This window comes from Nocardioides sp. Soil_C_8 (assembly GCF_057656315.1).
In genome coordinates this window covers 644,576-666,319 of sequence record NZ_JBDGKQ010000002.1, presented here as the reverse complement: position 1 = coordinate 666,319, position 21,744 = coordinate 644,576, and the positions used below count along the sequence as shown (strand labels likewise).

Here is a 21,744-nt window from a genome sequence, read left to right as displayed (position 1 = left end):
GGCCGCATGCCGCCCGACCTCGTCGTACGCCGGGCCGGGTTCGCACCGGTCAAGGGCATGCGGCACCTCGCCCTCGGTGCGGTCGACCTCGACGAGCAGGGAGCCGTGGGCGACCGCTCCCACTGCCTGGTCGACGTCGACGAGGCACGCGTCCTCAAGACCGTCCAGCACCCGTCGCTGATCAGCGTCGTGGCACGGGTGGACGGGGACGTCCTCGACGTGGGGCTGCCGGCCGGCGACCGTGTCACGGCACCGGCCACCGCGGCCGGCCGGACGATCACCTGCGACTACTGGGGCCGTCCCGTCGACCTCGAGCTCACCGACGGTCCGCACGCCGAGCTGCTCTCCGACTGGCTGGGTCGGCGCGTGGAGCTCGCGGCCGCACCTCGGGGCGGGGTGGTGTTCGGCGCCCCGCTCACCGTCGTCGGCACGGCGTCGCTGCGCGAGCTGGCGCGACGTACGGGCCACGACGCCCTCGCCGACCAGGCGGCACGCTTCCGGCCGACGCTGGTCGTCGAGACCGACACGCCCTACATCGAGGACACCTGGACGGGACGGGACCTCGTGGTGGGGGAGGCCACGGTGCGGATCGGCGGGGTGGTCCCGCGGTGCGCCGTCGTCGACCACCACCCGGAGACGGGCGTGAAGGACATCGGGCTGCTGAAGGCACTCGCGCGTGAACGGCCCACCAACCGGGCCGGCGAGCCGGTGCTCGGGGTCTACGCCACGTGCACCCGACCCGGCCGGGTCACCGTCACCCGCTGACCTGGCGCCACAGCGACAGGTTGGCCTCGACCGCCGACGAGTAGTGGTCATCGGCGGCGGCGACGATGCGGCGCAGCGCCGCGAGCGAGGTGACCATCTCGGCGCACCCGTCGCGCCACGACGCGTACGACGACGCCTGGGCGTCGCCGGCCCGGCCGAGCCAGTCCGACTGCAGCAGGTCCTGCGCGTGGTCGATGTCGACGGCCAGGCCGAGGAGGTCGCGCTGGCAGGCGGCGAGCTGCGCCACGGCGAGCCGGACCTCGGCGAGGTCGACGTCGTAGGTCGTCACGGCAGCCGCCCAGCGAGTCGCTCGCGCAGGTGGTCACCGGCGACGCCCCGCTGGTCGTCGGCTGCCACGACGTCGGCCGCCGCGGCCCGGAGCGCGGCGACGGCTGCACCGAGGTCGTCGACGACCCCGGCGGCCGAACGGCTCCACACCTCCCACTGCTCACCGAAGGCGGCTGCGGCGTCACCGTGCCACGCGGCGAGCAGGCCGTCGACGACGGAGGTCGCTGTCCGTCGCCGCGTCTCGAGGTCGGCGAGGCGGTCGGCGAGCGAGGCGACGGCCGCTGCGTGGGCGAGCGGGTCGAGCTGCAGGGTTCCCGAGAGGATCATGGTCCTGATCGTCGTCGCCGCCCGCCAGCGGGCGACACCCCACGGGACCGATCTGTGGAGAACTCAGTGCTGGGCCTCGCGGCGGTCGACCTGGCGCGGGACCGTGGGCCGGTGCCCGTGCTCCGCCAGCTCCTCCCGGGCGAGCTCCAGCTCACCGAGGAGCGCCGCCAGTGCGTCGATGGCGTCGCGGGCGGCGGCGTCCCACTCCTGCCAGCCCGAGCCCTGGTGACGCGCGGTGCCGCCCTGCCAGGCGACGACGAGGGCATCGATGCTCGCCTCGGCCGCGCGTCGGCGGGCGTCGACCTCGGCGATGCGGGCCGCGGCGAACGAGGAGACCACCGAGCGGCCCGTGCGGTCGTGCTGGATGTGGCCGGAGATGATCATGGACGGCCATTACCCCGGCCGGGGGTGGCTCTACACGTGGCTTGAGGAGATCTGGAGACAACCCAGAGATGCCCTTGCCTCGTCGAGGGGCCGGAGCGGCCGGCGCCCGGACGGCCTAGGGTGGGGCGACCCACTCGCCCACCTCGGAGGCCCCACGTGGACACCATGGACCCCGTCTACGCGTCGGGGACGCTGCTGCTGATCGCAGCGGTCGCCGTCGCCGCCCTGCTCGTCCTCATCATCGTGCTGCGCATGCACGCCTTCGTGGCGCTGGTCCTCGTCAGCTTCGGCACGGCGGTCGCGGCCGGTGTCCCCGTCGCGGACGTCCCGACGATCGCGATAGCCGCCTTCGGCAGCACGCTCGGCACCGTCGCGCTGCTCGTCGGCCTCGGCGTGATGATCGGCCGCCTGCTCGAGGTGACGGGAGGAGCGCAGGTGCTCGCCGACACCCTCGTCAGCCGGTTCGGCGAGAAGCGGGCGCCGCTGGCGCTCGGCATCGCCGCGCTGCTGTTCGGGTTGCCGATCTTCTTCGACGCCGGCCTCGTGGTCTTCCTCCCGATCATCTTCTCGGTCGCCAAGCGCTTCGGCGGCTCGGTCCTGATGTACGCCCTCCCGGCCGCGGGCGCGTTCGCCGCCATGCACGCCATCGTCCCGCCGCACCCCGGGCCGGTCACCGCGGCCACCGAGATCGGCGGCAGCATCGGGCTCACCCTGCTGGTCGGTGTCGTGGTGGCCGTCGTCGCCTGGTTCGTCGGGGTCTACGCCGCCACGATCACGTGGCTCGGCAAGGTCTACGTCCCCATCGACGACTCGGTGCTCACCGGTGGGCGCGAGGCCGACACGGAGAACCCTCCGGCGTTCGCCCACGTGCTCGGCATCCTGCTCCTCCCGCTCGTGCTCATCGGCGCCAACACCGTGCTCACCACCCTGCGGGCCAACGGCACCATCGCCGAGGAGGGCACCTGGGCCGACGTCCTCGTCTTCGTCGGCCAGACGCCGGTCGCCCTGCTCATCGCCCTGCTCGTCGCGACCTACACCCTCGCCGTCCGTCGCTACTCGCTGGGTGAGGTCGAGTCGCTCCTCAACGACTCGCTCGGTCCCATCTGCGCGATCATCCTCATCACCGGCGCCGGCGGCATGTTCGGCGGCGTGCTCCGCTACAGCGGCATCGGTGACGCGCTCTCCGACTCCTTGGCCGACCTCGGCCTGCCGCTCATCGTCAGCGCCTTCGTCATCGCCACCATCCTGCGTGTCGCGCAGGGCTCGGCCACCGTCGCGCTGACCACCACGGCCGGCCTGATCTCCGCCGGTGTCGCCGAGGCGGACCCCTCGAGCCTCCAGCTGGTGGCCCTGGTGCTGGCCATCGCTGCCGGCGCGACCGTCCTGTCGCACGTCAACGACTCCGGCTTCTGGCTGGTCGGCCGGTTCTTCGGGATGGACGTGAAGACGACCCTCCGGACCTGGACCGTCCTGGAGACCACGCTCGGCGTGAGCATCTTCGTGCTCTCGCTCGGACTCTGGGCGGTCGGATGACGGTCTCCGACGCACCGCTCCACCTCGTGTTCATGGGTGTCTCCGGCTCGGGGAAGTCCACGGTGGCGCAGGCGGTCCAGGCGCGGCTGGGCTGGGAGCTCGCCGAGGGCGACGACTTCCACCCGCCCGAGAACGTCGCGAAGATGAGCGAGGGCATCCCGCTCACCGACGCCGACCGCTGGGGCTGGCTGGAGTCGCTGGCGGAGTGGACGGCCGAGCGCGACGCCCGCGGCGAGCCGACGCTGATCACCTGCAGCGCCCTGCGGAAGTCCTACCGCGACGTGCTGCGGCGCGGGGGAGAGGGCACCTTCTTCGTGCACTGCACCGGCGACAAGCACATGCTGCTGGCGAGGATGAACGCCCGCGAGCACTTCATGCCGCCGAGCCTGCTGGAGTCGCAGCTCGACACCCTGGAGCGGCTGGAGCCGGACGAGCACGGCATGGACATCGACCCGGCGCTGCCGGTCGACCGCCTTGCCGCGATGGTGCTCGCCCGGCTCGGCCTGGTCTGAGCCGCCGGCTCAGGCCACCCGGCGCGCGCGCAGCACCGCGTCGGCGATCTCGATCTGCTCGCCCGTCTCCGGGTGCGCCTGCGTCCTGGGCCGCGACTCGCACACCTCGACCTCCCACCCGTCGTCGAGCGCCGGGAGCAGCTGGTCGGCGGTGTGCATGAAGGAGTGGTGGCCGTGTCGGAGGCCGGTGTGGACGTCGCTCGGCGCGTGGCCCACCACGAGCAGCGTGCCGCCCGGCGCGACCGCGGCAGCGAGGCGTCGTACGACGTCCACCATCCCGCCGTCGGGCAGGTGCACGAAGTGCGAGGTGACGAGGTCCCACGTCTCGCCGTCCGGCTCGAACGTGCGCACGTCGATGCGCCGGGTCTCGACGCGGTCGGCGACCCCGGCCTCCTCGGCGTGCTCGGCGACGCGCGCCAGCGCGGCGTCGGCGAAGTCTGACGCCGTGACCTGCCAGCCGTTCTTCGCCAGCCACAGGGCGTCGCCGCCCTCACCGGCCCCCACGTCGAGCGCGCGGCCCGGGGCCAGGCCGGCAGCCTCGGCCTCGAGCTGGACGTTGACGCGCCCGCTCCACACGCGGTCGCCGGAGTAGCGCTCCTCCCACGCCGGCTGCTCGAAGAAGTCGTCGCGGAGTGCCGCGACGGCCTTCGTCGCGTCGGCGTTGGCGAGCTCGGCGTTGATCCAGGCGCCGACCCGGTTGCCGTGGGCCGCCGAGGCCATCAGGGTCATCGCGATGTCGGTCGCGTTGCCGGCGGCGAAGATGCCCGGGGCCGTGGTCGCGCCGGTGGGCTCGACCGCGATGACGGAGCCGAGGACCGCGCCGGCCATCTCGAAGGGCTGCGGCTCGATGCCGAGCGGGCCGAGGTAGTCCGCCCGCACGTGGGGCTTCGCCGCGACGACGACCGCGTCGCGCTCGAGCACCGAGCCGTCGGCCAGCCGGAGCCCGACCAGCGCGTCGCCGTCGGTCACCACCTCCTTCGGCGTGCCGTCGGCGAACCGCACGCCGATCGCACCCAGCTTCTCGACCTCCTCGTCGGGCAGCTCGACGCCGTCGTGGACGACCACGACCACGTCGTCGGAGAGCTGCCGGAAGAGCAGGGCCTGGTGCCCGGCCATCGGGGTCGTCGCCAGCACGGCGATCTTCTGGTCGCGCACCTCCCACCCGTGGCAGTAGGGGCAGTGCAGGACGTCGACACCCCACCGCTCGGCGAGCCCGGGGACGTCGGGGAGCTCGTCGACGACGCCGCCGGTGACCAGCACCCGCCGGGCGCCATACCTCCGACCGCCCTCCGTGGTGACCAGGAACGAGTTGGCCTCCCCGGAGAGGCCGACCACCCGGTCGGTGACCACCTCGACGCCGTACGCCGCCACCTCGGCGCGGCCGGAGGCGAGCAGCTCGAGCGGGGAGACGCCCTCGCGCCCCAGGTAGTTGTGGGCGTGGGCGGCGGGGGCGTTGCGGGGCTCTCGCGCATCGATGACGAGCACCGACCGCTTCGACCGTCCCAGCGCCATCGCGCCGCTCAGGCCGGCCGCGCCCCCACCGATGACCACCACGTCGTACGTCTTGTTCTCACTCATGACGTCGAGCATGGAGGCTGACGGCGCGATTGACAAACAATCTTGCTGGAGTGGCAAACTGGGGCCATGGACGACGAAGGAGTGCTGCGCGCCGTGGGTCCACGGCTGCGGCAGCTGCGGCTCGAGCGGGAGGCGACACTGACCGACCTCGCCGAGGAGACAGGCATCTCGGTGAGCACGCTCTCGCGCCTGGAGTCCGGACAGCGCAAGCCCACCCTCGAGCTGCTGCTGCCCCTCGCCCGCGCCCACCGCGTGGCCCTCGACGAGCTGGTCGACGCGCCCGAGACCGGGGACCCCCGCATCCGCTCCAAGCCGGTCGTGCGGCACGGGCGCACCTTCATCTCGCTCACCCGACGGCCGGGCGGGCTGCAGTCCTTCAAGATGATCATGCCGGTCGACGACGATCCCGGCCCGTCACTCAAGACCCATGAGGGCTACGAGTGGCTCTACGTGCTCAGCGGCCGGGTACGGCTCATCCTCGGCAGCCGCGACCTGACCCTCGGGCCCGGGGAGGTCGTCGAGTTCGACACCCGCACGCCCCACTGGGTCGGCAACCCCGGCCCGACGCCGGCCGAGGTGCTGGCGATCTTCGGACCGCAGGGCGAGCGGATGCACGTCCGATCCTGAGGGTGGGCCGCCCCGCCCCGGTCGGTGGCACGGTGGCAGGCATGGCGATCCGCACCGGCACGACCGTGAAGTGGAAGTGGGGCTCCTCGTGGGCCGAGGGCACCGTGAAGGAGGTCCACCACGAGGAGGTCTCCCGCACGACCAAGGGCGAGAAGGTGACGCGCAAGGGCAGCGACGACGACCCGGCCTACGTCATCGAGCAGGAGGACGGCACCACCGTCCTCAAGCTCCAGAGCGAGGTCGAGCGCGCCTGAGCCCTCAGTTCCAGATCGCGGCCGCCCACTCGGGGTGGTCGACGAACGGGTTGCGGTTGCCCTGCCACTGGGAGTGGATGCGGTCGTTGCGGCGCATCTCGAAGGCGTCGACCGGGTCGGCGGCGTTCCACTGGAGCAGGACGTCGAGGTCGCCGATGCGGGGGACCGCGCTGCTCGAGACGTTGCTGAGCTCGAGGTCGCGGAAGCCGTCGTCGCCGTTGTAGCGCACGGCCATGTAGAACAGCATCCGCGCCACGTCGCCCTTGACCGCGTCGCGGGGCTCGAAGGAGTCGCTGTCGGTCCAGCAGTCCGTGCAGCCGGAGACGGCCGAGCCGCCGTCGTCGAAGTCCTTGTTGCCGCGGGTGCCGTTGACCTGGACGTCCTCGGCGCGGAGGTGGTGCAGGTCGGTGCCCGGGCCGGCGCTCGTGGTGAAGTCGCCGCGCGACTGGGCGAAGACGTGCTCGCGGTTCCACTGGCCGGTGCCACCGCCGCTGTTGCTCTTGGCGATCGAGCGGCCGGTGTAGAGCTCGATGACGTTGCTGCTGTTGTTCGGGTCCTGGTCGGTGTCCTTCAGCGCGGTCCACACAGCGTCGTACGACAGGCGGGTGTTGTCGTCGATGATGTCGTGCAGCGACGTCTTGAGCGCCGAGCCCGTCTTCCCGATCGCGGGCGCGTAGTAGGTGGAGTCCCACGGGCTCGTCCCACCGGTGGGGGGTGGCTCGGAGGTGCCACCGCCGGCGAGCGCGAAGGCGGACGTGCCGGTCATGCCGGGGTGCGAGAAGTACGCCGACAGCGCGCCGGTGACGTCGACCTGCCTGCCCATGAGCGAGGGGTTGGAGCGCAGGCCCCACTGCGAGCGGAACGCCGACGGGATCTGCACGTAGAGCATCTGCGACGTGCTGGTCTGGGAGGGCGAGTCCGCGATCGCGAGCGCGTAGTCGTTGGGGAAGCCGGAGCGTACGACGGTGGAGGTGGCGGTCGGCTGGCCGACGACGTAGCCGCGGACGGTCTGCGTCGCTCCGGTCTGCTGGCCGATGGCCTGGCCGACGGTCAAGGGGGTCGCGGCACCGGCGGGCGACGTGGCGGCCGGCAGCACCAGCACCGCGAGGGCGAGGACGAGTGAGGACGCGAGGGCGGCCGCGATCGAGCGGCCCTTCCCGAGATGGAGGGTCATGGCGCTGCAGCCTGCCGCACGACCGGCCCCCGCGGGAAGGGGCCGCGCCCTCGCACCCTCCCTTACACCGACCCGACCCGAGTTCTCGGAAAACGCCACGGAATGTCGCCGAACTCCTTAGGTTGAGCCTGCGCCGCTCCCGACCGGCGTTCTCGACTTTCGACGTAGTCGCTCACCAAACGCGAGGCACACATGACTCAGGATGCAGCCCAGGCCCGGAAGGGCGCGGGTCTCTCGGTCGCCGGTTGGCCACTGGGCCGGAAGATGGCCCTGGCCCTGGCGATCCCGCTGCTGCTCGCGGCCGTCCTCGGTGGCCTGCGCGTCGCCGGCGACTACAGCGACTCCCGCTCGGCAGCGCGGAGCGCCGAGCAGGTCACCATCATCGAGCCGGCGATCGACTACCTGACCGCGGCGGAGTCCGCGATGGTGGCCGCGCAGACCGACAGCGCCGCGAGCCAGGGTGACCTCATCGACGCGATCAGCGACATCTCGACCAACGCCGAGACGCTGGTCCAGGCCCGCGACACGGCCGAGCTCGACGAGCTCCAGACGGCCCACGTCAACGCGCTGCTCGACCTGAGCCAGGCCATGCGGGGCGAGGGGGCCGAGACGCTCGGCCCGGCCACCTGGATCGCGCTCGTGCGCCAGCTCGAGTCGAGCGTCTCCCAGCTCGTCACCAGCGTGAACGCCGCCCAGGAGACGCCGGAGCCCCGCCTCGAGCAGCTCTCCCAGACGATGAGCGGCCGCCTGTCCCTGGCGCTCCAGCAGGGCCTCATCGCCACCACGCTGTCGCAGTCCAGCTCGCAGGAGCTCTTCTCGGAGATCGGCGTCGAGGCAGCCGCCATCGACCGTCTCGCCGGATCGGTCGAGGGCGCGGAGGACCAGACCGCCCTCCTCCGCCAGCAGAACACCCGGCACGCCGGAGAGATCCGCGACGACGCCGCCACCGACCTCGGCGGCCGCGACGCCTACGCGCCGTACGACGAGATCACCCAGACGCTCGTCACCGGTGTGACCGCGACCCTCGACGACGCGGCCGGTGCCGCCCAGCGCAACGCCCTCGTCGGCGCCGTGCTCACCCTCCTCGCGCTCGCCGCCGCGATCGCCCTCGCGTTCTTCATCGCCCGCAGCCTCCTCGGCCCGATCGGCAAGGTCCGCGACGGCGCCCTCGCGGTGGCCCGCCACCGCCTGCCCGACGCCGTTGCCCGGATCCGCGCCGGCCAGGAGCCGGAGCCGATCAAGACGATCGACGTCCACACCAACGAGGAGATCGGTCAGGTCGCGCGAGCGGTCGACGACCTCCACCGCCAGGCCATCCACCTCGCCTCCGGCGAGGCCCAGCTCCGCCAGACCGTCAACGCGATGTTCGTGACGCTCTCGCGCCGCTCGACCTCCCTGGTCAACCAGCAGCTTGCGCAGATCGAGCGCCTCGAGCACGACGAGGAAGACCCCAAGCGGCTCGAGTCGCTGTTCCGCCTCGACCACCTCGCCTCGCGCATGCGTCGTACGGCCGACTCCCTGCTGATCCTGGCCGACGCCCCGAACCGTGCCGCCGGCCAGTTCAGCCTCACCGTCGGCGAGGCACTGCAGGCCGCGACGTCCGGCGTGCAGGACTACCAGCGGGTGCAGATCCTCTCCAACCTCAACACCCGCGTCGGTGACGAGGCGGCGGCCGACGTCGTCCACCTGCTCACCGAGCTGGTCGACAACGCGCTCAGCTTCTCGCCGCCGGCCGAGCCGGTGCGCCTCGCTGCCAAGCAGGGTCCCGACGGCGTGACCATCACGATCACCGACTCCGGCCTCGGCGTGCCCCCGGCCGAGCTCGAGCAGCTCAACAAGGACCTGCAGCACGGTGCCGAGGCAACGCCCGACACCGCCCGCCGCATGGGACTGTTCGTGGTCTCGCGCCTCGCCGAGCGCCACGACATCCACACGCACCTGGCCCGCAACCCCGGTGGCGGCATGACGGCCAGCGTCCTGCTCCCGCCGTCGGTGCTGCCCGACGTGCCGCAGTCCGGTGCGCCCGTCGCGCCGGCCGCCGCGACGCCCGCCACGTCGACCACCACGCCCGCTGCCGCGTCCGACGACTCCGAGCTCGTCGGGGCCGGGGCCGCTCCGGTCCTCTCCAAGCGCGAGGCCCGCAACCGGGCCCGTGCCGAGAAGGCCGAGGCCAAGGCCGCCGAGCGCGCCGCCGCCTCCGAGGCGAAGGCGAAGGCCAAGGCCGCCAAGGCGGAGGCCGAGCTGGAGCCGCTGCCGGCCACGACGGGTACGACGCCCGCCGCAGGCGACGCGGCCGACACCACGCCGGCCGCCTCCAGCGCCGCCTCCACCGCCGCGTCCACGGCTGGGTCCGCCTCGTCGGAGCCGACCCCGGACCGTCCGCCGCTCGGCAGCCTCCTGCCGCGGCGCGACCCAGGCGCCAACATGCCCCGAACGGGAGCCGACGCGTTCCTGCCGCCGGAGACGTCCACGGCCACCGGCCCGCTCTTCGGCAAGCGCGGCGACACGGCCGCCCCCGCTGCTTCGGCGGGCACCGCCGGCGCCGAGGGTGCCGCGACCGAGCGCGCCGAGAAGGTCGCCCGCGTCGTCCCGATCACCGCCCTGGCCTCGCGCCAGCGGGCACAGGCCGAGCAGGAGGCGCGCAGCGCCGAGGCCACCACCGAGCAGCCGGCCGCGGAGCCGGCCGCGGAGTCCGCCGAGGCCCCGGTGGCCGAGGAGGCGACCGAGCAGCCCGTCGAGGAGCCCACCCGGGCCCACGACCCGCTGTCCGACCCGCTGTCCGACCCGCTGCCCGCCGACGCCTTCGACGAGCCGGCTGCCACCGAGCAGCCCCAGCCGGTCGCCGAGGCCGAGGCCGAGCCGGTCGCCGAGCCTGCGTCCCGCGCGGACGAGGTCGAGGTCGACGCCGACGACCCGCTGGGCCTGGGTGCACCCACCCGCCCGGTCGAGCCGGAGCCCGTCGTCCAGCCCGTCGTCCAGCCCGAGCCCGTCGCCGAGGTCGCGGCCGAGCCCGCCGAGCCGGTGGCGGAGTCCGAGCCCGAGGCGCGCCCGGAGCCCGAGCTCGAGCCGGTGCCGGCGTACGACGCCGCCGCCCTGCTCACCGACGGCCACGGCCTCAACGGCAACGGCGCGAACGGCTCCAACGGTCACGGCTCCAACGGTCACGGGAGCAACGGCCTGTCGCACGGGGGTGAGCCGGCCCGCGCGGGCGGCGAGTCGCCGATCTTCAAGTCGATGCGCTCCGGCTGGCTCGCCGGCGAGGGCAAGGGCGAGTGGCACGAGACCGAGGTCGACCGTGGCTGGGAGATCGCCGAGCACGTCGCCGAGCCGGCGCCGGTCGTCGAGTCCACGCCGGTCGGACTCCCGCGCCGCGCCCCCGGTGAGCGGCTGGTGCCCGGTAGCGTGACACCGCCCACGGCGGCCAAGACGCGTGACCCCGAAGCAATCCGCCGCCGTCTCCAGGCACACACCGCGGGAGTCTCCCGCGGTCGACGAGCAGCCCAAAGTTCCACTCAGCACACGGAAGCAGGCCCCGCATGACTCACGACACCTCCGCTGCCCCCGTCGCCAGCACCACCGGTGACGACCGAGACCTCGACTGGGTGATGTCGCGCTTCGTCGACGACGTACCCGACGCGGCGCACGCGATCCTCGTGTCCGCCGACGGTCTCCTCATGGCCTCGAGCACCAGCATCCCGGGCGAGCGCGCCGAGCAGGTCGCGGCCGTCTCCTCCGGTCTGGCCAGCCTCGCGGTCGGCGCCGCCCGCCTCTTCGAGGGCGGCTCGGTGATGCAGACCATCGTAGAGATGGAGATGGGCTTCCTGATGCTCATGAGCGTCGGCGACGGCTCCAACCTCACCGTGCTGACGACCGAGGAGGCCGACATCGGCCAGGTGGGCTACGAGATGGCCCTGCTGGTGGACCGCGTGGGACGTACCGTCGAGGCCCAGGCCCGCGTCGGTACGGGCGGCTGACCGGACCTGTGCCGTGACGCCGCCACCCGAGCCGGAGGACGAGGGCTACCGCCCTCGGCTGATCCGGTCCTACACCCTCACCGCAGGTCGGACGGCCGCGAAGGTCGAGCTGGCCATGGAGGCCACGCTCCGCCTCCAGGCCGGTGCGGAGGCCCCCGTGCTCTCCCCGTCTGCTGCGCAGGTTCTCGAGGTCTGCGACCGGCGTTCCGTGGCCGAGGTGTCGGCCCTCACCAAGATGCCGATCGGCGTCACCCGGGTGCTGCTGGGTGACCTGATCGAGCAGGGCCTGGTCCGCATCCAGGCCACCATCACCGACAGCACGTCGACTGATGAGCGTCTCGAGCTCATCGAAAGGACCCTCCGTGGACTTCGAAACTACTAAGGCACAGCGTGCGGCCGCGTCGACGAAGATCGTCATCGCAGGCGGCTTCGGCGTCGGCAAGTCGACGCTCGTCGGCGCCGTGTCGGAGATCGACCCGCTGCGCACCGAGGCACTCGTCACCAACGAGTCCGAGGGCGTCGACGATCTCGCTGCCGTGCCCACCAAGGCCACCACGACCGTGGCGATGGACTTCGGCCGCCTGACCCTGGCCGAGGACCTCGTGCTCTACCTCTTCGGCACGCCCGGGCAGCGCCGTTTCTGGTTCATGTGGGACGACCTGTGCCGCGGCGCCATCGGCGCCATCGTGCTGGTCGACGTGGCGCGGCTCGACGAGTCGTTCTCCCCGCTGGACTACTTCGAGTCCAAGGGCATCCCGTTCATCGTCGCCGTCAACGAGTTCGACGGCGTCCCGCGCTACCCCGCCGAGGAGATCGCCGCCGCGCTGGCCCTGCCCGCCGACGTACCGATCATCAGCCTCGACGCCCGCGACCGCGAGCAGGCCAAGGGTGCGCTCGTGAAGATCACCGAATACGCCCTCATGCGACTGCGCGAGTCGCTCACCGTGAATGCGAACTGACGCCATGACCCGCACCGTCCGACGGCAGCCCCGACGCATGGGCCCTGCCCGCACGGCCATCGCCGCCCTCTCCTCCGCGGCCCTGATGGCCACGCTGAGCGCCTGCGGTGGCAGCGCCAGCGCCGACGAGGCCGACGCCCTGAGCGAGGTGTCGCTGGTCTTCAGCGGCGCCCTCACCGTCTGCACCGACATGCCCTACGCGCCGTTCGAGTTCGAGGAGGGTGGCAAGCCCACCGGCTTCGACATCGACCTGGTGCGCAAGGTCGCGGACAGCCTCGACGCCGACCTCGACGTGATCGACGTGTCGTTCGACGACATCACGTCGGGCAACTCGCTCAACAGCGAGGCGTGCGACCTCGCCATCTCGGCGATGACCATCACCGGCGAGCGGGCCCGCGTCCTCGACTTCTCGAGCCCCTACTTCGACGCCAAGCAGGCGCTCATCACGCCGCGCGGCTCGGGCCTCGACCAGCTCGAGGAGCTGGCCGGCAAGCGGGTCGGCGTCCAGAAGGAGACCACCGGGGAGACGTACCTGAGCGACTTCGCCCCGGAGTCCACCCAGGTGACGGCGTACGACGACGCGGCTGGCCTGCAGGCCGCGCTGGCGGCGGGCGAGCTCGACGCGGCGATGCTCGACAACACCGTGTCCGGCCAGTTCGTCTCCGACAACCGCAAGCTCAAGCTGGCGCGCGAGTTCGACACCGGTGAGCAGTACGGCATGGCGGTCAGGAAGGACGGCAACATCCCGCTCCTGCGTGCCATCAACAGCACCCTCGCCGACCTCCGCGAGGACGGCACCTACGACAAGATCTACGCCAAGTACTTCGGCTGACCCACACGCGCACGCGGCCCGGCAGGACTCCTGCCGGGCCGTTGTGCATCTCGGTCCGGCGGACCCGGCTACGGCGCGACGGTGAGGAAGAGGAACGCCGCGAGCAGGACGAGGTGCACGCCGCCCTGGAGCGGCTTCGCCCGGCCCGGTACGACGGTGAGGATGGCGACGGCCGCGGTGAGGAGCAGCAGCACGGACTGGAGCTGGTTGAGGCCGAGCTCGAGCGGCCCGTCGAGCCAGATGCTGGCCACCGCGATGGCGGGGATGGTGAGGCCGATGGACGCCATCGCGGAGCCGAGGGCGAGGTTGAGGCTGACCTGGACCCGGTTGCGGGTCGCGGCCCGGACGGCGGCGATCGTCTCGGGCGCGAGGACCAGCAGCGCGATCACGACACCGACGACCGCCGGCGGGAAGCCGAGCGCGGCCACGCCGGACTCGATCGCCGGCGACTCGATCTTGGCCAGGCCGACGACGGCGACCAGCGACACGACGAGCAGGCCGAGGCTGGCGAGGGCGGCGCGGTTGGTGGGCGGGTCGGCGTGCCCGTCCTGGTCGAGGTCGACCGGGTCGTGCTCGAAGGAGCCGGCATCGACGGCCGCACGCTCGGCGGCTGCCTCCGCCGCGGCCCTCGAGGTGACGAGCGGAGAGTGGGCGTCCTGCGTCACCGGCAGGAAGAAGTCGCGGTGCCGGATGGCCTGGGTGAAGACGAACATCCCGTAGAGCGCCAGCGAGGCGATCGCGGCGAAGGTGAGCTGGGCACCGGTGAACTCCGGCCCCGGCTGGGACGTCGTCACCGACGGCACGACGAGGCACAGCACGGCGAGGGCGATGACGGTGGCCAGGGCGGCCCCGGTGCCCTCGGGGTTGAAGACGGCGAGGTGGTGCCTGAGGGCGCCGACGAGCAGCGAGATGCCCACGATGCCGTTGAGCGTGATCATCACCGCCGCGAAGACGGTGTCGCGCGCCAACCCGGCGGTGTCCTTGTCGGTGGTCACCATCAGGGTGACGATCAGCCCCACCTCGATGATCGTCACCGCGACCGCGAGCACGAGCGACCCGTAGGGCTCGCCGACGCGGTGGGCGACGACCTCGGCATGGTGCACGGCCGCGAGGACGGCGCCGACGAGCAGCACCGACAGGACGCTGAGGACAGGAGCACTGTCGGGGTGCAGCGGCCAGGCGATCGCCAGCGCGACCGCGGCCAGCAGGGGAGTGACAGTGGTCCACGACAGCCGGGGCATGGGCCCAACCCTAGGGGCGCACCCGCGTCCGCCCGCGCGCCGTCCGTCAGCCCTCCGGCGTGGTCAGCTTCTCCAGTCGTGCACGCAGCAGCGGGACCCGGTGGCTGTTGCCCTCGAGGGTGACGTACTGCTCGCCGAAGATCGCGAGGAGGGCGTCGTCGAGGCGTCGTACGGCACCGGCGGGGTAGCGGTAGCCCATCCGCCGGATCACCGCGTCGGCGTCGACGGAGGTGAGCAGGTCGGCGAGGTCGTCGATGGTGTCGATGCCGAGCTGGGTGAGCAGGTCGGCGATCCAGTCGTAGTGGTCGGTGTGCGACCAGCCGGCGTCGCTGTAGTGGCCGGCCAGGAAGGTCGCGAGCTCCTGCCCGACGATGCGGTCCGCGTCGGCCTCGGTGGGGCTGCCGGGCGCGGCAGCCTGGATGCGCTCGCGGATGGTGGCGAACTCGCGGTCGGCCAGCTCGATCAGGCCGGCGGCGAGGGTGAAGCGGCGGTCGAGGTCGGCGGCGGCGTCCTCGGGGACGTTGCCCTTGTAGCGGATGTCGTGCTCGAACTCCGCCCAGGCGTGCTGCAGCACCGTGCGGACCTGGACGCTGGCCCGCTCACCGACGAGCTCGGGGTGCTGCTCGTTGGTGCCGGCGTCGGTGCGCACCAGCAGGTGGCGGCTGGCGTACCCGAACCGGCCCGCCCGCGCGGTCTCCTCGCCGAGGTCGCGGTCGTCGAGGATGGTGAGCTCCTCGTCGAGCAGCTCGGCGACGGCCGCCACGTCGCTGTGGACGTACGTGATGACGCGGACGCCGATCTGGTCGGTCACCTCCTGCAGCGGGTCGGCGTACATCGGCCGGCCGTCGCGGGTGCGGTTGGCCTTGGCCGAGAACGACGCGACGCTCTTGGTGCGCCCGGTGACGCTGAGGTAGTCGATGCCCGCGTCGTCGAGCAGCGTGCGGATCAACGTCACCCACCCGGCGGTCGCCGCCACGAGCCGCGGCTGGCGGGCGGCGTAGGCGCGGACGGCCTCACTGACCGGCTCGGGCGGCTCGATCGGCCCGGCCGGCTCGATCGGCTCCTGGGTGTCGGGGCCACTCATGGCGCCAGCCTGCCAGTGCGGGCCGCGCCGAGTCGACGCGACGTCCCGCGTGCGAGCCTGCCGGGGGAGCCGGACGCACGCCGATATCGTCGAAGCACCATGAACACCTCTCTGCGCCGCTCGGGCGCCCGCACGCGCCCCGCCGCCGCCCTCCTCGCCGCCCTCGCCCTGGCGGGCGGGCTCTCGTCCTGCGGGGACGACGACGGCGGCACGGCCACCGACCCCGCGGGCGGGACGAGCACTCCGAGCCCGTCGGAGACCCCGAGCGAGACGCCGAGCGAGTCACCGTCCGAAAGCCCGTCGGAGGAGCCGTCCGCGGACCCGGGTGCCACGCCCATCCGCGTCGAGGGGTCGGCGGGCGTCACCGACGCCGTGCTGGTCGACGCCACCGAGGGCGGCGGCTCGCCCTCGGAGATGGCCTTCGCGCTCGACACCGACCAGGCCGTCGCCGACTTCACCGCCGGGCTCCAGGGCGGCCTGCCGGACGAGGTCGCCGCCGCCGTCCACGAGGTGCACGCGGCGGGCTCGACGCCGTACGGCGCCGTCGTCTCGACGGGGTGCGAGCCCCCGCGCAGCGTCGCGATCGACGCCGGCGAGGCCGGCTTCCAGGTCGTGCCGGCGCTGCCGAAGAGTACCGTGCAGTGCTTCGCGCCGGTGACGTACGTCGTGGTGTTCGCCGCCCCCGACGCCTGAGCCGGCGCCCCCGTCAGGGGGGCGTCAGGGGACGTCAGGGGGTGGGTGTCGGGACGGTCGGGGTCGGGGTCGGCGTCGGAGTCGGGGTGGGCGGCAGGATCGGCACCACGGGCGGCAGCTCGCCGTGGTAGACCAGCCCGAACGAGTTGGGCACCAGTCGCTCGTTGCCGTCGGAGGGCTCGTTGACGATGCCGAACGCACCGGTGCCGGTGCGGGTGTACATCGCCGAGGAGCCGCCGCCGTCGAGGTTGATGGCGTTCTCCGCGCCGAGGGCGGTCATGATGTCGGCGAGCTCGACCATCGTGTAGCCGCGGCTGACCGCTGAGCGTCCGTCGACGACGAGGATGAGCAGCTTGCGGCCGTCGGCGTCGATGCCGACCGCCGTGCGCGGGTGGGCGATCGTGTTGTTCACGACGGCGCGGACGCCGTTGACGAGCAGCGGGCGGTCGCCGCTGATCGCGACCGTCGGCTTGCCGCCGGCCATGCGCTTCGACAGCGTGAGCTTCTTGCCCTTCTTGAGGGTCTTCAGCTTGGCGGCGGCCGGGCCGGTGCCGATCAGCACCCGCTCCTTCTGCTTGATCTTGCGGCCGTCGGAGAGCTTCGGCTTGTTGGAGATGACGCGGTTCTTGCGGAGCACCACCTCGCGGGCGCGCTTCTTGCCGGACGTGACCTTGTAGCCCTTGGTGCGGTGCCAGTCGGAGGTGAAGACGCCGATCTGGCCGGAGGGGACGCGCGGGTGGTTGACCCCGCTGATGGTCCACGCCCGGCGCTGGCGGATCGTCCACTCAACGGCCAGCGGGCTGACGTGCGGACCGGCGTCGTCGAACCAGAGGGAGGAGTTCACGCCCGGGATCCAGCCCTCGCGCGAGCCCGTGAGGAGGCCCTTCTCGCGGTTGATCGTCACGCCGAGCGGCGCGTCGGTGCTGCCGATGTCGAAGAAGTCGCCGTTGACGGCGCCGAGGGCCCGGTTCCACCCGCCGAGCTGGCTGACCTTCTTGCGGCTGGTGACGTAGGTGGGGGAGAACTCCTCGAAGGAGATGTTGGGGGCGTCGAGGCTGACGCTGAGCAGGTTCATCCGGACCTGCCCGACCGGCTGGCGGCCGTCGACCTGGTCCCACTCCCGCAGCACGACGCCGGGCGCGATCTCGTAGCTGACGTCGTTGACCGCCTGGACCGAGCGGCCGCGGGCGTTGACCGGGGGACCGACCACGATGCCGGGCTTGCCGTCGGAGGTCTGGTTGCGGCCGCGGTAGCCGCTGTCGCCGCCGTACGTCAGGCCGCGGCCCTGCGTGCGGTCGCTCCGGTCGCCGTCGTCGGCGACCGAGGGACCGACGCCGACGTTGAGCGCGAGGCCTGCGACGAGGACACCGGCGGTCGCCAGCGTCAGCGCCCGTCCGCGGGCGGTCACCGGGCGGCGGGCGGAGGGCTGGGAGCGGCGCGTGGAGGAAGACACGCGCTCCACAGTAAAGGACGTCGTGGGGCTGGTGGGAAAATTGGGATCAGCAGTTTTTTCAACGGGACGCGCTGCGCTCGCCGTCAGCCCCTAGGCTGTCGCGCGTGCCCGACGAGCCCGCACCCGTCTGGAACACCCTCCACGTCGGTGACAACCTCGACGTGCTGCCGCTGCTCCCGCCCGGGTCTGTCGACGTCGTCTACACCGACCCGCCCTACAACACGGGCAACGACTTCGCCTACGCCGACCGCTTCCGCGACGGCTCGCACGCGGACCCGTACGCCGGTCGCCACGCCGCGTGGCGGGCGATGATGCGACCGCGGCTGGAGGCGATGCGCGAGGTGCTGGCGCCCCACGGTGCGGTGTTCATCAGCATCGACGACAACGAGGCCGCCCACCTCCGGCTGCTGATGGACGAGGTCTTCGGGGAGGCCAACTTCCTCGCCCAGGTCGTGGTCAACCTCAACCCGAAGGGCCGCCAGCTCGGCCGCGGGTTCGCGACGAGCCACGAGTACGTGCTGGCGTACGCCCGCGACCTGCCGTCCTGCGTGGTCGACGGGTCGACGACCGAGGCCGTCGACGAGGCCGACTTCCCGCTGGTCACCCCCGACGGGCGGCGCTTCCGCTACCTGCCGCTGCGCAACACCAACAAGAAGTTCAACCCGGTGAGCACGCCGACCCTGCACTACCCGCTGCACGGCGACCCGGAGACGGGGCGGGTCTCGGTGACCGAGTTCGACGGCAGCACCGCACTGACACCCGTGTTCGGCGACGGCCGCCCGGCGGTGTGGCGGTGGTCGCGCCCCCGCGTGGAGGAGCGGCCCGACGACCTCGAGTGCCGGGTGATCCGCGGCCGCAGCGGGGAGCGCGCCGACATCTTCCAGCGCGACTGGCTGCACCGCGAGGGCGGGCGCCGCAAGAAGCTGCGCACCATCTGGCTCGCCGAGGAGATCGGCTCGACCGACACCGCGGTCGCCGAGCTCAAGGCGCTGGTGGGCCACGTCTTCGAGTCGCCCAAGCCCACCGGCCTCGTCCGGCGGATCCTGTCCACCCTGCCCGCCGACGTGGTCGTGCTCGACCCGTTCGCCGGCAGCGGCACCACCGGTCACGCGGTCGCGCTCGCCAACGCCGCCGACGGAGGCACCCGCCACTGCATCAGCATCAACTCCGCCGAACCCACCCGCGAGGGCTCCAACGCCCGGCTCGCCGGCCTCGCCACGGTCGCCGACATCACCCGCGCCCGGCTCGCCGCCGTCGCCGACCGGCTCGGCGGGGGGCTGGAGGTCGTCCGGGAGTCCCCGGATATCCGGTGACTCTCACGCTTGGCACCCGAGATCTGGTGTGACAAGCGGGAGTCTCACCGGATATCCGGTGACTCCCGCGGGCGGACTCAGGCGCCCGCCGCCCGCTCGAGGGCGGTGAGCTCGTCGTCGAGGTACTGGAGCAGGACCTGGAGGTGGGGGACGGTCCGGCGGCAGCCGGTGAGGCCGAAGCACATCTTGCCGTCGTACGACGTGCAGGTGATGTTGAGCGCCATCCCGTTGATCGGGATGGAGAGCGGGTAGGTGCCGGTGAGCCGGGCGCCGTTCCAGTAGTGGGTGGTGCGCGGGCCGGGGACGTTGCTGACGACCAGGTTGTAGGGCGGCCGCACGATGCCCTGCATCCGGAGGAGCGGGCCGAGGATGGCGGGTGCCTGGCCGAGCGCGCTCATCGCCAGGATCTGCGTCGGCGTCATCGCCGACAGGCTGTCCTTGCCGGCCTGCATCGAGCGGTGGATGGCGGCGAGGCGGTCGGCCGGGTCGGGCAGGTGGGTGCCGAGCTGCACCATCACCGAGCCGACAGCGTTGCCGCCGTCGGCCGACGCGAGGTGCGACTGCTTGGCGTTGAGCCCGACCGGCACCATCGAGATCAGGGTGGTGTCGGGGAGGGCGTCGAGCTCGAGCAGGTAGGTCCGCATCGCGCCGCTGACCATCGCCAGCACGACGTCGTTGATGGTGGTGCCGCTGGCGCGACCGACCGCACGCAGCCGCTCGACCGGCCAGTCCTGGGCGGCGAACCGCCGCGAGCCGGTGATGTTCTGGTTGAGCATGGTGCGCGGGGCGTAGAGCGACAGTGCCGACGTCTCGTTGCGGACGCTCTTGTTGAGGGTGCGGACCAGCGCGCCGGGCATCCCGGCGGCCTCCGACGCGATCGCGAGCGCCGTACGCATCGTGGTGGCCGTGACGCCGGACAGCGACGCGTCGCCGCTGCTCGGGGCCTCCTCCCGCGGCTTCCGCGGACGCATCGCCCAGGGGGCGGGCATGCCGCGCTCGTCCGGGTCGGTCGACAGCACGCTGGCCAGCAGGCGCATCGCGGAGACGCCGTCGACGAGGGCGTGGTGGGTCTTGGTGTACATCGCCACGCGGCCGTCGCGCAGGCCCTCGATGACCGTGGCTTCCCAGAGCGGTCGCTCCCACGCCAGCCGGGTGCTGTGCAGCCGTGAGCAGAGCTCGAGCAGCTCGCGGATCCGGCCGGGCTTCGGCAGCGCGCTGTGGCGGACGTGGTGCTCGATGTCGAACTGCTCGTCGGGCACCCACACCAGCTGGCCCGCCGTACGCGCCGACCGGTGCGGGTGCTTGAGGAAGAGCGGCGAGAGCTGCTCGACGTCGCGCATCTGCTCGTACATCTCGCGGACGTAGCCGCGCCCGGCGCCGGCAGGCTTCTCGAAGAGCTGGAGGCCCCCGACGTGCATCGGCATGTTGCGGTTCTCGGCGAGCAGGAAGCCGGTCGCGGTCGGGTCGATCGGGTCCACCACTGGCTGCTCCTCGGGTCGGCTCTCCGTCGGCCCCGACGCCCGGGCGGGGCGGCGAGGTCCGGGCATCCTCTCGCCCCCGGCGACCCCGCCACAAGGGCGCGGGCGGCGAGCTGCTCAGGACTCCAGGGAGTGGGCGAGCTCCGCGACGAGCGCGTCGACGACAGCGACGAGGTCGCCACCGGACTCACGGGCGACGGCCCGCTGACGCTGGTAGGAGGCGCCGCGGACGGGGATGTCGGCGACGCTGCGCAGCTCGTGCTCGCAGTCGAGCCGCTTGGCCACCGGGGTGAGCCGCTCGAGCAGGTCGTCGAGGTCCTCGGTGACGAGCCGCTCGCGGTTGCTGTCGTCGAGGATCACGATCGCGTCGAGGCCGTAGCGGGCGGCCCGCCACTTGTTCTCCTGCACCTGCCACGGCGGCAGGGTGGGCAGGTGCTCACCGGCGGCGAGCCGCGAGTCGAGGTCGACGACGAGGCAGTGGACGAGCGCGGTGAGGGCGGCGAGCTCGCCGAGGTCGGACATGCCGTCGCAGACGCGGTGCTCGAGGGTGCCGAGGTGCGGCGCGGGACGCAGGTCCCAGCGGACGTCGGCCATCGAGTCGATGATCCCGGTCGTGGTCTGGTCGGCGATGCACTTCTCGAACTCCGACCACGTGTCGAATGCGAAGGGCAGCCCCGCGGTCGGCAGCTGCTGGAACATCAGCGAACGGTTGGACGCGTAGCCGGTGTCCTGGCCGGCCCAGATCGGCGAGCTCGCGGAGAGAGCGAGGAGGTGGGGGTACGTCGTCAGCATCGACGCCAGGACCGGCATCACCCGGTCGCGCTCGGGCATCCCCACGTGCACGTGGACGCCCCAGATCAGCATCTGGCGCCCCCACCACTGCGTGCGGTTGATCAGCTCGGCGTAGCGGTGGCCCTCGGTGAGCTGCTGGTGCGACCAGTCGGCGAAGGGGTGCGACCCGGCGCCGAGGAGGTCGACCCCGAGCTCGGCCGCCGCCGGCCTGACGACGGCGAGGGTCTCGCGCAGGTCGGTGACGGCCTCCCCGACGGTGTCGCAGATGCCGGTGACCACCTCGACGGTGTTGCGCAGCAGCTCCTTGTGCAGCCGCTCTGGCTGGTCGAGGCGGCCGCCGGCGAGCTCGTGCACCTCCGAGGCGATGCTGACGAGGTCGCGGCTGGACCGGTCGACGAGCGCGAGCTCCCACTCCACGCCGAGCGTCGGCTGCGGCGACGCGTGGAAGTCGATGCGCATGAGTCGAGTCTAGGGACGGCCCAC

Annotated in this window: 22 protein-coding genes; 12 read left to right on the top strand and 10 right to left on the bottom strand. The window is 72.6% G+C overall.

Going from position 1 to position 21,744, the window contains the following annotated elements:
• Window positions 1-6: 6 nt before the first annotated feature.
• Window positions 7-765, top strand: coding sequence for an MOSC domain-containing protein (locus AC3A3L_RS13015; RefSeq protein ID WP_487640452.1), 759 nt, complete (start codon window positions 7-9; stop codon window positions 763-765).
• On the opposite strand, the gene AC3A3L_RS13010 is transcribed toward AC3A3L_RS13015, so the two are convergent.
• The 3 genes from AC3A3L_RS13010 to AC3A3L_RS13000 all read right to left on the bottom strand — a co-directional run bounded on the left by AC3A3L_RS13010 (window position 755) and on the right by AC3A3L_RS13000 (window position 1,764).
• A complete protein-coding gene (locus tag AC3A3L_RS13010; RefSeq protein WP_487640451.1) occupies window positions 755-1,054 on the bottom strand; it encodes a WXG100 family type VII secretion target in 300 nt (99 codons plus the stop codon). The two genes, AC3A3L_RS13015 and AC3A3L_RS13010, sit on opposite strands and share 11 nt — an antisense overlap.
• Entirely contained in the window at window positions 1,051-1,380 is a 330-nt protein-coding gene (locus AC3A3L_RS13005; protein WP_487640450.1) for a WXG100 family type VII secretion target, read from the bottom strand. Before AC3A3L_RS13005 ends, AC3A3L_RS13010 begins: the two co-directional genes overlap by 4 nt.
• Window positions 1,381-1,443: 63 nt before the next feature.
• The gene (locus AC3A3L_RS13000) at window positions 1,444-1,764 is read right to left on the bottom strand and encodes a WXG100 family type VII secretion target (RefSeq protein ID WP_487640449.1); all 321 of its coding nucleotides are present in this window, start codon (window positions 1,762-1,764) and stop codon (window positions 1,444-1,446) included.
• Window positions 1,765-1,929: 165 nt separating this feature from the next.
• Here AC3A3L_RS13000 and AC3A3L_RS12995 point away from each other — a divergent pair, with 165 nt between their 5' ends.
• Together AC3A3L_RS12995 and AC3A3L_RS12990 are read left to right on the top strand one after the other, a co-directional pair.
• A complete protein-coding gene (locus tag AC3A3L_RS12995) occupies window positions 1,930-3,297 on the top strand; it encodes a GntP family permease (protein WP_487640581.1) in 1,368 nt (455 codons plus the stop codon).
• Complete coding sequence (locus AC3A3L_RS12990; protein ID WP_487640448.1) at window positions 3,294-3,809, top strand: gluconokinase; 516 nt, start codon at window positions 3,294-3,296, stop codon at window positions 3,807-3,809. The genes AC3A3L_RS12995 and AC3A3L_RS12990 overlap by 4 nt, the downstream gene beginning before the upstream one ends.
• A 9-nt stretch (window positions 3,810-3,818) precedes the next feature.
• Here the strand turns inward: AC3A3L_RS12990 and AC3A3L_RS12985 are convergent, their stop codons facing one another.
• A complete protein-coding gene (locus AC3A3L_RS12985; RefSeq protein ID WP_487640447.1) occupies window positions 3,819-5,387 on the bottom strand; it encodes an FAD-dependent oxidoreductase in 1,569 nt (522 codons plus the stop codon).
• A 66-nt stretch (window positions 5,388-5,453) separates the two neighbouring features.
• On the opposite strand from AC3A3L_RS12985, the gene AC3A3L_RS12980 reads away from it, so the two are divergent.
• Together AC3A3L_RS12980 and AC3A3L_RS12975 are read left to right on the top strand one after the other, a co-directional pair.
• Window positions 5,454-6,014, top strand: a complete 561-nt coding sequence (locus AC3A3L_RS12980) for a helix-turn-helix domain-containing protein (RefSeq protein ID WP_487640446.1) — start codon at window positions 5,454-5,456, stop codon at window positions 6,012-6,014.
• 41 nt (window positions 6,015-6,055) lie between these two features.
• The gene (locus AC3A3L_RS12975) at window positions 6,056-6,268 is read left to right on the top strand and encodes a hypervirulence associated TUDOR domain-containing protein (RefSeq protein WP_254182300.1); all 213 of its coding nucleotides are present in this window, start codon (window positions 6,056-6,058) and stop codon (window positions 6,266-6,268) included.
• Window positions 6,269-6,272: 4 nt separating this feature from the next.
• Here AC3A3L_RS12975 and AC3A3L_RS12970 read toward each other — a convergent pair whose 3' ends face one another.
• Window positions 6,273-7,442: an endonuclease gene (locus AC3A3L_RS12970; RefSeq protein ID WP_487640445.1), complete on the bottom strand. Its 1,170-nt coding sequence runs from the start codon at window positions 7,440-7,442 to the stop codon at window positions 6,273-6,275.
• A gap of 192 nt (window positions 7,443-7,634) precedes the next feature.
• Here AC3A3L_RS12970 and AC3A3L_RS12965 point away from each other — a divergent pair, with 192 nt between their 5' ends.
• The 5 genes from AC3A3L_RS12965 to AC3A3L_RS12945 are packed head-to-tail and all read left to right on the top strand — an operon-like array spanning window position 7,635 to window position 13,207.
• Complete coding sequence (locus tag AC3A3L_RS12965) at window positions 7,635-10,982, top strand: sensor histidine kinase (RefSeq protein WP_487640444.1); 3,348 nt, start codon at window positions 7,635-7,637, stop codon at window positions 10,980-10,982.
• On the top strand, window positions 10,979-11,416 hold the full coding sequence (locus tag AC3A3L_RS12960) for a roadblock/LC7 domain-containing protein (RefSeq protein WP_487640443.1): 438 nt from the start codon (window positions 10,979-10,981) through the stop codon (window positions 11,414-11,416). Before AC3A3L_RS12965 ends, AC3A3L_RS12960 begins: the two co-directional genes overlap by 4 nt.
• Window positions 11,417-11,429: 13 nt before the next feature.
• A complete protein-coding gene (locus tag AC3A3L_RS12955) occupies window positions 11,430-11,798 on the top strand; it encodes a DUF742 domain-containing protein (protein ID WP_299925912.1) in 369 nt (122 codons plus the stop codon).
• Window positions 11,779-12,375, top strand: coding sequence for a GTP-binding protein (locus AC3A3L_RS12950; protein WP_056906137.1), 597 nt, complete (start codon window positions 11,779-11,781; stop codon window positions 12,373-12,375). Before AC3A3L_RS12955 ends, AC3A3L_RS12950 begins: the two co-directional genes overlap by 20 nt.
• A gap of 4 nt (window positions 12,376-12,379) precedes the next feature.
• Window positions 12,380-13,207, top strand: a complete 828-nt coding sequence (locus AC3A3L_RS12945) for an ABC transporter substrate-binding protein (protein WP_487640442.1) — start codon at window positions 12,380-12,382, stop codon at window positions 13,205-13,207.
• A gap of 68 nt (window positions 13,208-13,275) precedes the next feature.
• On the opposite strand, the gene AC3A3L_RS12940 is transcribed toward AC3A3L_RS12945, so the two are convergent.
• Together AC3A3L_RS12940 and AC3A3L_RS12935 are read right to left on the bottom strand one after the other, a co-directional pair.
• On the bottom strand, window positions 13,276-14,448 hold the full coding sequence (locus AC3A3L_RS12940; RefSeq protein WP_487640441.1) for a calcium:cation antiporter: 1,173 nt from the start codon (window positions 14,446-14,448) through the stop codon (window positions 13,276-13,278).
• Between the two features lie 46 nt (window positions 14,449-14,494).
• Window positions 14,495-15,532 carry a GTP pyrophosphokinase gene (locus AC3A3L_RS12935; RefSeq protein ID WP_487640440.1) on the bottom strand — a complete coding sequence of 346 codons (1,038 nt, stop codon included), beginning with the start codon at window positions 15,530-15,532 and terminating at the stop codon, window positions 14,495-14,497.
• A 99-nt stretch (window positions 15,533-15,631) separates the two neighbouring features.
• Here AC3A3L_RS12935 and AC3A3L_RS12930 point away from each other — a divergent pair, with 99 nt between their 5' ends.
• On the top strand, window positions 15,632-16,225 hold the full coding sequence (locus tag AC3A3L_RS12930) for a hypothetical protein (RefSeq protein ID WP_487640439.1): 594 nt from the start codon (window positions 15,632-15,634) through the stop codon (window positions 16,223-16,225).
• Window positions 16,226-16,259: 34 nt separating this feature from the next.
• On the opposite strand, the gene AC3A3L_RS12925 is transcribed toward AC3A3L_RS12930, so the two are convergent.
• Window positions 16,260-17,678: a phosphodiester glycosidase family protein gene (locus AC3A3L_RS12925; RefSeq protein ID WP_487640438.1), complete on the bottom strand. Its 1,419-nt coding sequence runs from the start codon at window positions 17,676-17,678 to the stop codon at window positions 16,260-16,262.
• A gap of 104 nt (window positions 17,679-17,782) precedes the next feature.
• Here AC3A3L_RS12925 and AC3A3L_RS12920 point away from each other — a divergent pair, with 104 nt between their 5' ends.
• Window positions 17,783-18,991: a site-specific DNA-methyltransferase gene (locus AC3A3L_RS12920; protein ID WP_487640437.1), complete on the top strand. Its 1,209-nt coding sequence runs from the start codon at window positions 17,783-17,785 to the stop codon at window positions 18,989-18,991.
• A gap of 77 nt (window positions 18,992-19,068) precedes the next feature.
• Here the strand turns inward: AC3A3L_RS12920 and AC3A3L_RS12915 are convergent, their stop codons facing one another.
• A complete protein-coding gene (locus AC3A3L_RS12915) occupies window positions 19,069-20,472 on the bottom strand; it encodes a WS/DGAT/MGAT family O-acyltransferase (protein ID WP_487640436.1) in 1,404 nt (467 codons plus the stop codon).
• 114 nt (window positions 20,473-20,586) lie between these two features.
• The gene (locus AC3A3L_RS12910; RefSeq protein WP_487640435.1) at window positions 20,587-21,720 is read right to left on the bottom strand and encodes a glutamate--cysteine ligase; all 1,134 of its coding nucleotides are present in this window, start codon (window positions 21,718-21,720) and stop codon (window positions 20,587-20,589) included.
• Window positions 21,721-21,744 lie beyond the last annotated feature (24 nt).